We start from the raw sequence: 13,410 nt of genomic DNA, 5'->3' as shown, positions 1-13,410 counted from the left end.
CTTGGTGAGTTGATGAATTTATGGAACTATTTTACCGCCATAACCCCATTTCCCACAAGGACTTAATGTGACTCGCATAATAAGATTTTTTTTAGTCATGACTCTCCTATGCACACATGCATATGCAACTGATACACTACGCTTTATTGGCGACGTAAACATCAACACTGGAACTGTCTTTCAAGGGACTGAAATCGGTGGGCTTTCAGGAATCACTTACGATAGAGCTCAAAACAAATTGCTCGCGATCAGCGACGATAAGTCATGGGTCAACGAAACTCGCTTTTATGAATTTGATATCAAACTTACTGCGAAGTCTTTTGCAGTGACTCCTTCAAAAGTTGTTAAACTAAAACAAGCAGACGGAACCTTTTACAAGAAAAACGAAGCCGACTTTGAAGGCATCTCTTTATACGGTAAAGATATTCTGATTAGCTCAGAAGGCTCAATCAGACGTAGCCCTCCTACTTCATCTGAACTTTATCTCTTTGGGAGAGATGGAAGCTTCAAACAAGTTGTACCTGTTCCTGAAAAATTCCTTATCCCAAAAACAGGAAAAATGGATTCAGCTGGTGCTCGCGACAATAAAGGGTTTGAGGCGCTTTCAACAACTCTTGATGGCAAGACAACTTTCATGGCCGCAGAAGACGCTCTTATTCAAGATGGAGAGATCTCTTCTATTTCGAATGCTTCCACTACACGTATTGTTATCTATAAAGATTTAAAACCTGTTAGTGAAGTGGCCTACACTTTAGAAAAGATCGAGGCCTTGAAATCTATTAACGTAGGTCCAAGTGATAATGGTGTTGTGGATATCGCAGCTATCGATGATAAGAACTTCTACATTATGGAGCGCAGCTGGATTGCGAGGATCAACAAAAACATCATTCGCATCTTTAAATGCTCAATCAACGACAAAACAACTGATGTCTCTAAAATAGACTCACTAAAGTCTGCCCCTTTCACGCCTGTTGAGAAAGTCCTGGTTCTTGAAATGGACGACTTTATAGATCTTATGAACCCAAAGGTACTGGATAATATCGAAGGCATCTCTTTTGGGCCAATCCTACCAAACGGGAATCGCACGCTGATCGTTGTAAGTGATAACAATTTCAACTCAGACCAAAGAACACTTTTTCTAGCTGTCGAAATTTTAAACAAGTAGGCCGTAAGTTTTTCAATTCACATCAAGCTCAATAAATTTTCTGCGATAATCACCAAAACCTTATCGCAGAACAACTTATTAGGAGCTTATATGAAAAAATTTATTCTAGGCGTATTACTGGTAACTTCATTTCCATCATTTGCAGTGATTGGACTAAATGATTGTAAATCACTTCTTGGTGAATACACTTGTACAATTAATGGAGACACTCTTGATCTATCAGTTAAAAAGACTGCAGCAAATACAGTAAAGATCGGTATTGCTGACGAAAACAGTGGTGACTCTGGATCATATATTGTTGATGGAGTGACTCGTAAGTCTTCTACTGACGATTCTCAGGTTAAAGCATCATGTAGAGAGGGTGGATCACAAATTGAAGTTCTAACGATGTTTAAAGACCAGTTAGAGGTTCTATCTGTTACTACTGTAAATCCTACGACTGTAAAGTACTCGATTGAAAAACCAGCATCATCTTTCTCTTTTAACTGCACAAAGAAATAAGCCCTTACCAGCGACTGTCTAATATTTCGTCAATGTTTTAGACAGTCGCTATTTTTTAGACACCCAATCCTCTCTAACCCCTACAACTCACATTCTAAAACTTGGCATATCCCATGCATCATAGAACATAACTGAACCTCAAAAGAGAGTACGTTATGAAAACTTTAGTTATGACATTTCTAACTTTACTTACCTTCAACACTGAAGCCAGTGTTCTTTGCCATACACCACGTATGAATAAGATTTTTGAAGTGAGTGACAAAAAAGTTACATTCTTTAACGAGTTTGATTCTCACGCAAAAAGAACATTAGCTTCTGTTTCAAGCAGAACTAAAAGTGTAGATATGGGTGTGACAAAAGTTGTGGAATTTGAAAATCAAAAACACACAATTCACATTGCTGATATGAACAGCTTCTCAGACGTTAATGACTACATCATTATCAAGTCGAGAACAGGTCATGAAGTGACGTATCCACTGAGCTGTGAAAAGAAATAAATTTAAAAATTATCGCGCTGGTTGCCCCCCCAAGTAGAGCGATATCAAGCCTTGCCCCAGCCCCCCCTGTCGCAAGGCTTTCTTTTTTTCTGGGGTGGAATGAATTGGGGGAAGTCTCTTTTAAGTCATCAAAATAAACGACGTATCTTCAAGTGCCACAACATCCAACAGACTTTCATTTCTAAATAATACTGCTGAATACTTTTCTACACTTTGATTATTAATCGTAATCTTTCCATGAATGTTCATGATAGATGGAAGCCTGCGCGCTTTCTCAAGCGGAAGCTTAATCGTTTGACCTTTCTTTAAATTTACCAATGAAAACTTAAACGTCTCATGTTCAACCAGATCAAGTTTTCCTTCAGTACTAAAGAGACCTTCTCTCGCTTTGAAGTAACTTTTTGTATTGGCCGCAGGATCAAAATTAATGACATCAAGAGATTTTTGAACATGAAGCTCTCTCGGCTTTCCTGCTGAATCAAGACGATCCCAGTCCCAAACTCTATAAGTAATCCCTGAGCTCTGCTGAACTTCGGCCATGGTAATGCCAGCGCCGATCGCATGAATTGTCCCTGGAGGAGTAAAAAAGAAATCACCTGGCTTAACAATAAAAGCGTTTAAAAATTCGCTCATATTTTTTTTATTTTTCAGACCATCTTGAAATGATTCTTTCGTCACACCTGGTTTCATACCAAGATATAAAATCGCATTTTTTTCTGCTTCTAAAATCACATAACATTCAGCTTTCCCGCTGCTATTTTCATGAAGACGTGCGTATTCATCAGTCGGATGAACCTGAATTGAAAGTGCCGCTGCTGTATCAATCAACTTCACCATGTAGGGAAGTTCTTCAACACTCTCATCAACAACAAGATTTTTCCCATCACATAAACTAGGACCTTTTGGAAGAATGGAAATTTCCCATGTCTCACCATAAGGATCGGCCCCTTCAACATGTGGAAGGTTTTTTAAATGCTCTAATTTTTTTCCACCCCAGATGGTTCTGTGAGTAGAGGGAGTTAAATAATAAATCATATAATCCTCTAAGAATGGGCACCATCATCTCAAGGTCTATAAGAGATTTCAAGCTAATAGAACCGTATTACAGTCACTATGGCATTTCGGTTAAAATGTCCTCATATGAAACAGTCATATCCGACCCTCTATTTGTTTAATAACGTCTTCTTTCCGCAGACGGTTATTCCACTTACGGTGAGTGATGGGATTTCAAAAGAAGTCCTTGTAGAGTGCCATGAACAGAATCAGGCCTTACTCTTTTACCACCCTAGTACGCGTGCCAAACGAGTAGGTACTATCGGACGAATTTTGCTGCTTGAACACAATGACGATAAAAGCATGACAGTTCTTGTACAGGGAATTGCCAGGGCCCAGCTCTTGACTCAAGAGCAGCACATTCCTTTTCCTGTGTTTGAAGTTGAAGACTATTTTGACAATGATGAAGTCGGTGCCATTCTCGATGACTCAGTCGAGAGACTGCATGAGATTTTATCAAGCTGGTTGCAACGTCATATTACTTCAACCAATGAACGCTCGCGCTTTTTGAAAGAGATGAACTCTCCACACAGGCTGGTGAATAACTTGTGCTTGCTGGTGATCAAAGATGTGGAACTCAAAGAAATTTTCTTATCGAGTGTTTCATTGCCTGATCGAATAAGACTTATGGATGCCGTTCTTCGAGGGAAATCTCCCGAGATTGAAGATACTGAAATGACCGAGGCGATCAAAAATTTTGAACGCCTCGATGCTCTTTCAGATATAAAAGATGCTGTTTGATTAAAAAATTTGAAAAATGAAATTAACTAGAAATAGCCCAAGTCCAGATACAACTGGGATGCAAAGGTTATCGTCGACGAATTGCGAACACATTTCAGAAACACATCCGATGATTCCAGCAGCTACTGCGAACAATAGAAGGTTCATCGAAGGGCCAACGTAGATCATTCCGTAAACCAGTGTTGCGATATAACAAACTGAGAAAGCTGCAATCGTTCCTTGAAGTGACTTATTAGGAAGAATTTTATCTCTTCCGTAAAGAATCCCGATGAAAGATGCGATTGGATCAGCAAAGATTAAAAACAGGATTGCCAGGATTGCGATTCGCTCTGGAAAGAAGAAAAGTGCTAATGACACGCCTAACGCATAAAATGGTAATCCACTTACTGAGTTACGCTCTGACTCTCTCATCACCGGTTTCATGAGAACCATGGCCAACTGGTTGACCTTTTCATTTTTCAAACGAAGAAGCTCAAATAAGAAAGCCGCGATCGCAAGAGTAAGCAATGCAGTTGCGGTGAATTCTGGTGTGAATCCACTCTTCTTATAAACCACCAGACCAATAAGGCCTGTAGAGATATGCCAAACCTTGCGTGTTAAGTGCAGGTCTGATCTCATTCGTAACGGAGAACTAATTCTAAATTGTGACATAAACGCTTGACCCATTAAAAGGCTCCTAAGTTCCAAGCAATCCACATAGCTGAGCTTTGTGATCGCCTATTTCCTTCAAGTATCTAATTTATCGATTTTAAGGTTATCGTAAGATCAAATAAGAGTAAATCTCTATGCATTAATTACAAGAATACCTGAAATTAGTAGTTTGCTATTTTTTCCCTTACATTCTGAACTTTTCTTCCTATAATAATTAAGCAAATACAATTGGATGTGATTTTGCCATAGTTTTTAGGATGGAATCTTGTGTTTAATAACAACGACGAAAGTAGTCTAAGTAGTGATTTTCAAAAGCACTTAACTCCTCAAGGGGCCCCAAAAATTTGGGCCATCGGTGGTGGAAAAGGTGGTGTTGGGAAAAGTTTAGTAACAGCAAATCTTGCAATTTGTTTAGCCTTAATGGGTCATAAAGTTGCGGCAATCGATTTGGACCTCGGGGGAGCGAATCTCCACACTTGTCTTGGTGTGCCAATTCCAGACAAAACTCTGTCTGATTATCTATCAAAAAAAGTAAGAACATTGACTGAACTTCTGACTCCAACGGCGATTAATAATCTTTTTATTATCAGTGGTGCTCAAGATGATTTGGGAATTGCTAACTTAAAACAAATGCACAAAGCGAAACTTCTGAATCAATTCAGCGAGCTTCCAGTAGACTACGTTCTACTTGATCTTGGTGCTGGTACAACTTTCAATACAATCGACTTCTTCATTGCTGCTGATCAGGGAATCATTACGACTCTTCCTGAACCTACTTCAATTGAGAACTCGTACAGATTTATCAAAACTGTTTATCACCGCAAATTAAAAATGGCCGAAGAACTTTTAGAGATCGGGCCTCTGATTGACCAAGCGATGAATGCAAAATTATCTCAGAACTCTACTCCTGCCGATCTCATCAATCGCGTAGCTGAAATCAACCCGACAGTGGGTGCAAAACTTCGCGCAGAAATTCAACGTCTGCAGCCTAAGTTAATTATTAATCAGGTTCGTACTCAGTCTGATATTGATATCGGTTTCTCAATGAAGCTGATTTCAAAGAAGTACTTTGGGATCAATCTCGATTACGTAGGTTACCTGGATTACGATGCGACAGTTTGGCAAAGTGTGAAGAAGAGAAAACCATTATTAATGGAATTCCCGAATTCAACTCTCGTGAACAACTTCGACCGTATCATTCATCGTCTACTGAATATTAACTAATCAAAGCTTAAAGCAGAGTTACATATGAACATGAACACTACGACATCTGATCTAAAAAATTATTATGAAGTTTTAGAAATTCCGAACAATGCCCGTTCGGAAGAGATCTACCATAGCTACCAAAGAGCGCGCGCGGCCTATTCTTCAGATTCATTAGCACTTTATTCGCTAATGAGCCCGGAAGAGTGCCGAAACGTCCTGGAGCTGGTAGAAGAAGCCTATTCTATCCTATCTGACCCGACTAAACGAAAGCGCTATGATGAAGCTCGTGGGCTTAATCGTGATTTCAACCAAATGAGCTATAATCACCTATCAGATAGGGTTACTCCTCTTAGACAAGAGAGAAGTGAAGCCCAAATGCAGTCTTCTGTAAGCTCAGTTATGCCAAGTTCCGACTTTATTTTAAATTCTCAGACGACCGGATCAGATGTTTCTGTAAATGGTTATGGACAAGGAAGCACAGGATCGAATACAACCAACGTCAACAAACTAGTGACTCAAAAGAGATTCGCGCTTGATTATGTAATCAACGCCGATTTTGAGAAAGAAGTTGAAGACGCGACTGAATTTACCGGTGATTTCCTAAGAAAGATCCGCGAATATAAAAACCTGGATCTGGACCGACTGAGTGATATGACGAAAGTTTCTCGTATGTATCTTCAAGGCATTGAGATGGAAGATTTTGGTAAACTACCTGCACCGGTTTATGTGCGTGGGTTTGTTTTCCAATACGCCAAATGCTTGAAGTTAAAACCTGAAGTTGTAGCTAACTCTTATGTCGCCAGAATGAAAAAACTGAAGCCATAAAAATGAATGATGAAAATTTAGAAAACACTCCCTTAGAAACTCATGAAGCCCAAGGTGATACTTCAGCGGATACTGCTGAAGATTTCATGACTTTTACAATTACAAATGAAGACCGCGAAAAATACAAACGCCTTGATCAGTATTTAACTGAAAGTGCGGAAGGATACTCGCGTACATTCTTAAAAAATCTTTTCTTAAAAGATCAGATTTGTGTTTCAGATGATTCACCTAATCCAGATTTAAAAATTGAATTAAAGAAAATGCCTGCAGCAGGCACGATCATCAATATTCTTGTTCCACCAATGCTTCCATCAACTGCACTTCCTGAGGACATCCCTCTTGAAATTCTTTTTGAAGATGAGCATTTAGTTGTCGTGAATAAACAAGCTGGTCTTGTCACTCATCCGGCACCAGGGAATTACACTGGAACTTTAGTGAACGCAGTTCTGTTTCACTGCCATGACATCCAGGGTGTGGGCGATCAAAAGCGTCCGGGAATTGTCCACCGCCTTGATAAAGGGACGAGCGGGATTATGGTTATCGCTAAAACTCAGGCCGCTCACGAAGGGCTTGTTCTACTATTTTCTACTCACGACATCGAAAGATTTTACGAAGCACTGGTTATGAGAAATCGTTGTCAGTCATACGGAACAATCGAGCATCCAATTGCACGTGACCCGTCTAACAGACTTAAGATGAAAGCTTTCACTTCGCGCGGTAAACGTGCTGTGACAAACTATAAAGTTCTCGATGTATTTGAAAAACACGTTCACATGGAATTTAAACTTGAAACTGGTCGTACTCACCAGATCAGAGTCCACACTGCTGACGTTTTAAAAATGCCGATCATTTGTGACTACGCTTACGGATCTCCAAATGAGCAGTTCATGAAACTGGGGCCTGACTACAAAGAATTAATTAATGGTTACCAATATCCGTTCCTTCACGCGAAGGTTTTAGGATTTATCCATCCAATAACGAATGCCAGAATGCGCTTTGAAGTTCCACCTCCGGAAATCTTCCAAAAGGTTCTCGCTTACTCTAAATTAAAGAACGATGCATTGAATGATCTCTGATATTACTTTCGAAGCGCCTCTCTTAAGAGGGCGCTTCATAGTATTTAACGCCCGACCTGACTTTGACTTCCTTAAAGTCAAACAAACCCACTCAGACTTAGTTATTCCCGAAGACAAATGCTCTGTTGAAATCGAAGGTGATGGAATCATCGGAGACAGCTCTGTTCCTAAAGTAATCCTTACGGCCGATTGTGTGCCTATCGTTTTACTTGGAAAAGACAAACACGTTGTCATTCACGCTGGGTGGCGAGGACTTGCTCAGAATATTCTCGCAAATGATTTAGTGAAATCTATCAATCCTATCTACGCCTTTATTGGTCCTCATATCAGACCTGAACATTACGAAGTTCAGCCCGACTTTTTATCTAATTTCCCTAATTTTTCAGAAGCGTTTACTCAACATCATGGTAAAATTTATTTCAACATGGAATATGTGGCGACACGCCAATTAGTTGATGCCTACCTTGGTATTGTTATTGAAGACTGTGGACTATGCACTTTTTCAAATCTAAAATTCCATAGCTACCGCAGAGATAAAACTACTCAGAGAAATTGGAATATCTATTTCCCAAAATAAAACGGAGTTTATTATGACGAAGAAGTCTGTCTACCTTGAGAGTTCGATGAACACGACCATCGCAATTTTCGTTCTAAGTGCCCTTATGATCGGGTTTTCTATTTACCTAACTGGCCATTACTTTGAATTAAAATTTCCAACTGGATTAGAGTCAGGATCGTTATGTAACCTGAACAGTTTTTTCAACTGTGATAAAACTACTCTATCAGCCGCTTCAAATATTGCTGGTGTTCCGATTTCAATTTTTGGAATTTTGATTGGTGCTTTAACAATGATCGGAATGTTCGTTAAAAACGAAAACTACGAAAAGACTATTTACTACATTCTTATTATAAATCTGGTGGGATGTGTTCTGCTTTTCTTTTACTCATTATTCGGTCTGGGTGGATTATGTCCATTCTGTACTCTTTACTACATCACTTCTGCTTTAACGCTTTGGTTGTTTTACAAAAAAAGCCCTTCGTATTCACCGAATCCAGCTATTCTGGTGATTTTCGCTGTGATCTTTTTAGCTGTAGGCTTTCTTGTTAAAATGAACGTAAACAAAAAAATTGAAAACATGACTGCTGTATCAAATGATTTAATTAATCAGTACTACGGTCTTCCAAATCTTGGTGCTCCTAAAGTTGTATCTGAATTCAAAATCGCGACAGCTGAAAATGCTCCGATTAAAATGCAAATCTTCTCTGACTTTGAGTGCCCTGCTTGTCGTGCACTATCTGAGATGATGCCACAAATCCTACTTCGCTACGGTGGAAAAATTGATATTCAATATTTCTTCTACCCACTTGATAGCGCATGTAATCCATCAATGGAACGTGGAATGCACCAGTCTGCTTGTAAGGCCGCATACTACGCTGTTTGTAAGCCAGTTGCTGACTTTGGTGTTGTTCATGATGAGATCTTCCATAACCAGGATCGTATCGCTGACTTTATCGCTGAAAAAATTAAGTCTGATAAATTAGAAGCGTGTGTTGCTGATCCAAAGACAAAAGAAAAAGTTCAGTCGATCATCGCTGCCGCGACTCCGTTTAACATTAGATCAACTCCATCGTTCTTATTGAATGGTGTGAAGATTGAAGGTGTTCTTCCATCTGATCAATTGTTTGCGATCATGGATGAGATTTTAAAACGTTCTCAAAAATAGTTCTTGTAAGGGGCCCGCTTCATGCGGGCCTTTTTTTTTGCCTAACTCCTAAAAAATTCAAGTCCTTCCCCCTCCATCTAAAGTTATTTTGCCTAATACCCGATAAGTCCACACAGGCTTTTTAAATAGGATTTATCATGTCCAAGATAAAGAAATTTACGCTTCTAGGGTTATCACTCATGACAACTCAGGCCTATGCTTTATTCGACTCCTGCGGGGATCGATTAAAAGCAATGGAAGTCGATGAGAGAGAAGTCGAAACACTCTGTACTAAATATGAAAAAAGCATTGATAAGATGGCGTTGGCAGCAGGAAGTAGTGATGAGAAAAAAACCATCAACTTTTTACTGAACTCCACAATTGAAGTTCTTCCAGAGGTGAAGGTTGGTATTGGTGTTCTCTGGGGAACTGGTAAAATACAAACCTATAAAAGATTAGCACTCTCTCCCGACAATGCTCTTAAAGTTGTTAGGGCCATTCCTGAAGAAGCTCTGGATACATTTCCTTACTTAATGGCAGCGCTTTATCCAGAAAGAAAAGGAATGGATGAGGGTGATCTAAATACTGATGAAGTCTTTTATGACACGATGGATATCATCAAAAGAATTCCAGCTGAGAAATTAAAAAATGCAGGACTAGTAGCAAAAAGCTATCACGGGAAACCGAAAGACCTTGATAAGTTAGTTAATTCTCTGCCTTCTGAAAAACTGCTATCACTAGGGACTTTACTAGAGAAGATGCCTTTAAATAAAGCTCTCGAATTTAATTCTAAATACACTCAACTTGAGATTATTTGTGGTTTAAGTTTCCCTGCAGCTGATGAAAGTAATCTGAGTGCAAATGTTCAAACATGTAATAGTTTTAAAAATGGTGAGCTTTGCAAAGCGAAGTCGATGGTCTTTGAGACACTTTCAAAAAATCATATGAAACCAGGCGTAGAAAAATACTTTAAGCATTTAAATGAATCTGATCTGTTTACAAATAATCAGGCCTTTTTAATTCAGACTCTATTTTCTAAAGATTCATATCGCACAGTAATGGACGAAGTGTTTAAGAATGAAAATATCTCAGATGAGTTACTGGCACAAATTGTAAATGTGTTACAAACACCAAATGCAAGTCCCGAAAGTATTCTCAAACTTCTTCAGCAAAATAAAACTCCATCATCAAAGATGAGTTTGCCTCAAGATTTTCGTTTTTCTCCTAAGGTTCCATTTAAAGACAGAGAAAAAGGATGTTATGAGCTAGAGGAAGCACATGCTCAGTTATTAAGTTATAAGAGAACTCATGAAGTTGAGTGTAAAAAGTATTTTTCAGATAAGCAGATGCTTACATGTGATGTTCAGGCAGTTGTCGGATATATAGATAACTCAACTGAATGTGCATATGAAGTTTTTCTTACCCCAATATTCGCCGCTCCTGGTGCAAAAAGCTGTTATACCAATGACCTCCAGGACAGTTTAGCTGCATTAAAAGGTGTGAATGGAAAAAGTAAGAGAGATGAGAAAGTGCTAATTAATGATTCGAAAAAAGTTAAAGATAGTACGCCATCAGACAAAGTAGAAACTAAAAAAGCAATGGCCAAATAAGGCCATTAGCTTTGATGGTATCTTGCTATATAAGGAGCGATCTTTTCGCCAAATTGCTTAAGGGTGAAGGGCTTAACTAAAACGTCCTTAATACCGCCTTCTACGGCCTTTAAGACATCTTCTTGTTGAAGAGCTCCTGACATAAGAATAATCGACATCTTTGAGTATTTAATCGAGCGCTTTAAAAAAAGAGCATAATCAATTCCCATCTTTCTCGGCATGATATTATCGATCACCACTACATCGAATTCCTGATTGCTAAGCTTTAAACTTGCCTGCTGAACATCAGCGGCCACGACACAGTGGATATCAGCATTTCGAACGCTGAAATACGCCTGAATCATATCTGTAATTTTTGTATCGTCATCTATCACAAGAATGGCGAATTTTCTTTTCTTAATCATTTTATAATTGCACCAATTGCGCCAACTAGTTCATCTCGAGTAAAAGGCTTTAAGATAATTCCTTTTAGATCGAGTTCAGTTTTAATATCTTTGTATTTTTCTACTGAGTCTTTAGAAGTCATAAAGAGAACCGGGATATTAATATTTCTTTTGCGAAGTTCGCGAACGAAATTCTCTCCATCCATATCCGGCATTTTTAAATCTGTAATGATCATATGGACTGATGTTCTTTCTACTTCTCTTAAAGCTTCCGCTGCGCTGGTGACACCCAGGAAAGAGAAGTCACTTTCAGAAAGGAAATTCAGACAAAGATTCAGGATATTGATTTCGTTATCAACAACCATGATTCTTTTGACTCTATCCCCTTCGTTAATTTGTTTTTCCCAGTTTCCATTCACCAGACCTGCAATTCCAATGGCCGGTAATGTAATTCTGAAGTGAGCACCGATTTCTGAATCAACAAGTTGAAGTCTCCCCTGTTGAGACTGGATGATCTGGTTGGAAATACTAAGTCCAAGTCCAGTTCCTTTCCCAATTTCTTTTGTAGTAAAAAAAGCAGTAAAAATCTTTTCACGATTTTCCAGACTGATTCCTGTTCCGTTATCATTGACGTCGATACGAATGAAGTTTCCATTCTTCTCAGTCGTAAGTTCAATATCAATTTTAGGATCTTTAATATTAGCTTCTTTTAAAGAATCGATAGCATTTTGAATAAGGTTAACAAAGACCTGTTCTACTTTTGCTTTATTAACTAAAAGAATCGGTGCCGGCCCGTTGACTCTCACATTGACTTTAATATCTGTATCTTTCAGAGAAGGATTAGCAAAGGTAATCGACTTTTCGATAATTTCATTGGCATCACAATATTCTTTCTTCTCTTCACTCACGTGAAGGAATTCTTTCATATTGGTGATGATTTCATTAATACGCTCTAAAGAGTGATTTACGTTGCTGTTATATTTTTCAATATTATCTTTTTGAGTGTTCAGATCTGGAGCTTCAAGGCAAAACGTAATCAGTTCAGCGTTCCCTACAGCAACTGTTAAGGGATTGTTGATTTCGTGAGAGATATTAGCAGTCATCTCTCCTACAACTTTCAATTTATCAAATTGTAAGACTTGAGAGTATGAACTCTTCAATTCTTCCAACTGAGCACGGTACTTATCATTTAATTGTTTTTCAACTGTTACATCTTTAAAGAGCAACATAATACAGTCCATGTCTTTTTTAACACCTTTAATAATTAAAGTGTAAGACTGGTCTTCAAAAAAGAAGTTCAGCTCTGAACTCACGGCATGGCCGTGTTCGAGTATCTTTTTAAAATACGCTTCGAAATCCGGAATGATCGGCGTAAGGTATTCTAAAATACTGGTTTGCTTTTGCATTAGTCTGGGAGTGGTTTTAAAGAGAGTTAAAAAACTCGCATTGTAATACGCGATACTCTCATCTAACTCGGCCACAAGAACCGGCTCAAACAAATCATCTAAATACTCAAAAGACTCCATCTTATTTCCCTTGGCTTAAAAAACTAAAATATTGCTTTTCAATTGCATCAAACTCCAGCTCTCCACTACATGTATTACATGTTTTAGCGGGAGGCTTCATATTGACGACTTCACTATTTTTTAAAAGTATCTTTTTTCCGGTATCACAGTTGGTGCAAAAGTATGGCGCGTAGAAAGACTCTACGGTAATACCTTTTCTGATAAATCCGTGAACCATATTCACTTGCTCAATAATAATTTGCGGACAATTGATATAGGAAATTGTCGCGTTTTCAATTTCCTGAATATATTTAATCCACTCTCTGATTCCACATGAATTGATCATGGTCACATTGTTAAAATCAAAGACGAACTGATTCATCTTAAGGGATTTTATTTTATCAAAGTTGGCATCCTCATCAATGATACCTTCCAGTGAAATATGGGCTTCATCGCCGGTAATTCTATTGTTAATTAATAATTTTTCACTCATC

At 38.5% G+C, this 13,410-nt stretch carries 15 protein-coding genes; 10 read left to right on the top strand and 5 right to left on the bottom strand.

Going from position 1 to position 13,410, the window contains the following annotated elements:
• Positions 1-67 precede the first annotated feature (67 nt).
• From SHI21_RS11735 to SHI21_RS11725, 3 genes are all read left to right on the top strand, one after another.
• Complete coding sequence (locus tag SHI21_RS11735) at positions 68-1,165, top strand: esterase-like activity of phytase family protein (RefSeq protein ID WP_323576777.1); 1,098 nt, start codon at positions 68-70, stop codon at positions 1,163-1,165.
• A 90-nt stretch (positions 1,166-1,255) separates the two neighbouring features.
• The gene (locus SHI21_RS11730; RefSeq protein WP_323576776.1) at positions 1,256-1,666 is read left to right on the top strand and encodes a hypothetical protein; all 411 of its coding nucleotides are present in this window, start codon (positions 1,256-1,258) and stop codon (positions 1,664-1,666) included.
• 155 nt (positions 1,667-1,821) lie between these two features.
• Positions 1,822-2,163: a hypothetical protein gene (locus SHI21_RS11725; protein WP_323576775.1), complete on the top strand. Its 342-nt coding sequence runs from the start codon at positions 1,822-1,824 to the stop codon at positions 2,161-2,163.
• A 120-nt stretch (positions 2,164-2,283) separates the two neighbouring features.
• Here the strand turns inward: SHI21_RS11725 and SHI21_RS11720 are convergent, their stop codons facing one another.
• Positions 2,284-3,198 (bottom strand): type I phosphomannose isomerase catalytic subunit, encoded by a 915-nt coding sequence (locus SHI21_RS11720; protein WP_323576774.1) that lies wholly within the window; start codon positions 3,196-3,198, stop codon positions 2,284-2,286.
• Between the two features lie 105 nt (positions 3,199-3,303).
• Between SHI21_RS11720 and SHI21_RS11715 the strand changes: the two genes are divergently transcribed.
• Positions 3,304-3,957: an LON peptidase substrate-binding domain-containing protein gene (locus tag SHI21_RS11715; protein ID WP_323576773.1), complete on the top strand. Its 654-nt coding sequence runs from the start codon at positions 3,304-3,306 to the stop codon at positions 3,955-3,957.
• Here the strand turns inward: SHI21_RS11715 and SHI21_RS11710 are convergent, their stop codons facing one another.
• Positions 3,958-4,623, bottom strand: coding sequence for a diacylglycerol/polyprenol kinase family protein (locus tag SHI21_RS11710; RefSeq protein WP_323576772.1), 666 nt, complete (start codon positions 4,621-4,623; stop codon positions 3,958-3,960). It abuts the gene before it with no gap.
• 252 nt (positions 4,624-4,875) lie between these two features.
• On the opposite strand from SHI21_RS11710, the gene SHI21_RS11705 reads away from it, so the two are divergent.
• From SHI21_RS11705 to SHI21_RS11680, 6 genes are all read left to right on the top strand, one after another.
• Positions 4,876-5,832 carry a P-loop NTPase gene (locus SHI21_RS11705; RefSeq protein WP_323576771.1) on the top strand — a complete coding sequence of 319 codons (957 nt, stop codon included), beginning with the start codon at positions 4,876-4,878 and terminating at the stop codon, positions 5,830-5,832.
• A gap of 24 nt (positions 5,833-5,856) precedes the next feature.
• Complete coding sequence (locus SHI21_RS11700; protein ID WP_323576770.1) at positions 5,857-6,639, top strand: helix-turn-helix domain-containing protein; 783 nt, start codon at positions 5,857-5,859, stop codon at positions 6,637-6,639.
• 2 nt (positions 6,640-6,641) lie between these two features.
• Entirely contained in the window at positions 6,642-7,715 is a 1,074-nt protein-coding gene (locus SHI21_RS11695) for an RluA family pseudouridine synthase (protein ID WP_323576769.1), read from the top strand.
• Positions 7,705-8,292, top strand: a complete 588-nt coding sequence (locus tag SHI21_RS11690) for a polyphenol oxidase family protein (protein ID WP_323576768.1) — start codon at positions 7,705-7,707, stop codon at positions 8,290-8,292. The genes SHI21_RS11695 and SHI21_RS11690 overlap by 11 nt, the downstream gene beginning before the upstream one ends.
• A 13-nt stretch (positions 8,293-8,305) precedes the next feature.
• The gene (locus SHI21_RS11685; RefSeq protein WP_323576767.1) at positions 8,306-9,439 is read left to right on the top strand and encodes a vitamin K epoxide reductase/DsbA family protein; all 1,134 of its coding nucleotides are present in this window, start codon (positions 8,306-8,308) and stop codon (positions 9,437-9,439) included.
• A gap of 137 nt (positions 9,440-9,576) precedes the next feature.
• Positions 9,577-11,028: a hypothetical protein gene (locus SHI21_RS11680; protein ID WP_323576766.1), complete on the top strand. Its 1,452-nt coding sequence runs from the start codon at positions 9,577-9,579 to the stop codon at positions 11,026-11,028.
• A gap of 5 nt (positions 11,029-11,033) precedes the next feature.
• Here SHI21_RS11680 and SHI21_RS11675 read toward each other — a convergent pair whose 3' ends face one another.
• From SHI21_RS11675 to SHI21_RS11665, 3 genes are read right to left on the bottom strand one after another with little or no spacing between them, the layout of a single operon-like run.
• Positions 11,034-11,432 (bottom strand): response regulator, encoded by a 399-nt coding sequence (locus tag SHI21_RS11675; RefSeq protein ID WP_323576765.1) that lies wholly within the window; start codon positions 11,430-11,432, stop codon positions 11,034-11,036.
• Positions 11,429-12,937: an ATP-binding protein gene (locus SHI21_RS11670; RefSeq protein WP_323576764.1), complete on the bottom strand. Its 1,509-nt coding sequence runs from the start codon at positions 12,935-12,937 to the stop codon at positions 11,429-11,431. The genes SHI21_RS11675 and SHI21_RS11670 overlap by 4 nt, the downstream gene beginning before the upstream one ends.
• Position 12,938: 1 nt before the next feature.
• On the bottom strand, positions 12,939-13,409 hold the full coding sequence (locus SHI21_RS11665) for a hypothetical protein (protein WP_323576763.1): 471 nt from the start codon (positions 13,407-13,409) through the stop codon (positions 12,939-12,941).
• Position 13,410 lies beyond the last annotated feature (1 nt).

Source organism: Bacteriovorax sp. PP10 (assembly GCF_035013165.1).
GTDB classification, from domain to species: domain Bacteria; phylum Bdellovibrionota; class Bacteriovoracia; order Bacteriovoracales; family Bacteriovoracaceae; genus Bacteriovorax; species Bacteriovorax antarcticus.
The sequence above is the reverse complement of the archived record's forward strand: the minus strand, read 5'-3'. Positions and strand labels throughout refer to the sequence as shown.

Excerpts from the sequence above, each read along its gene's own strand:
- SHI21_RS11730 (WP_323576776.1), top strand. The coding sequence starts at position 1,256 with ATGAAAAAATTTATTCTAGGCGTATTACTGGTAACTTCATTTCCATCA.
- SHI21_RS11725 (WP_323576775.1), top strand. The coding sequence starts at position 1,822 with ATGAAAACTTTAGTTATGACATTTCTAACTTTACTTACCTTCAACACT.
- SHI21_RS11720 (WP_323576774.1), bottom strand. The coding sequence starts at position 3,198 with ATGATTTATTATTTAACTCCCTCTACTCACAGAACCATCTGGGGTGGA.
- SHI21_RS11715 (WP_323576773.1), top strand. The coding sequence starts at position 3,304 with ATGAAACAGTCATATCCGACCCTCTATTTGTTTAATAACGTCTTCTTT.
- SHI21_RS11710 (WP_323576772.1), bottom strand. The coding sequence starts at position 4,623 with ATGGGTCAAGCGTTTATGTCACAATTTAGAATTAGTTCTCCGTTACGA.
- SHI21_RS11700 (WP_323576770.1), top strand. The coding sequence starts at position 5,857 with ATGAACATGAACACTACGACATCTGATCTAAAAAATTATTATGAAGTT.
- SHI21_RS11695 (WP_323576769.1), top strand. The coding sequence starts at position 6,642 with ATGAATGATGAAAATTTAGAAAACACTCCCTTAGAAACTCATGAAGCC.
- SHI21_RS11690 (WP_323576768.1), top strand. The coding sequence starts at position 7,705 with ATGATCTCTGATATTACTTTCGAAGCGCCTCTCTTAAGAGGGCGCTTC.
- SHI21_RS11685 (WP_323576767.1), top strand. The coding sequence starts at position 8,306 with ATGACGAAGAAGTCTGTCTACCTTGAGAGTTCGATGAACACGACCATC.
- SHI21_RS11680 (WP_323576766.1), top strand. The coding sequence starts at position 9,577 with ATGTCCAAGATAAAGAAATTTACGCTTCTAGGGTTATCACTCATGACA.
- SHI21_RS11675 (WP_323576765.1), bottom strand. The coding sequence starts at position 11,432 with ATGATTAAGAAAAGAAAATTCGCCATTCTTGTGATAGATGACGATACA.
- SHI21_RS11670 (WP_323576764.1), bottom strand. The coding sequence starts at position 12,937 with ATGGAGTCTTTTGAGTATTTAGATGATTTGTTTGAGCCGGTTCTTGTG.
- SHI21_RS11665 (WP_323576763.1), bottom strand. The coding sequence starts at position 13,409 with ATGAGTGAAAAATTATTAATTAACAATAGAATTACCGGCGATGAAGCC.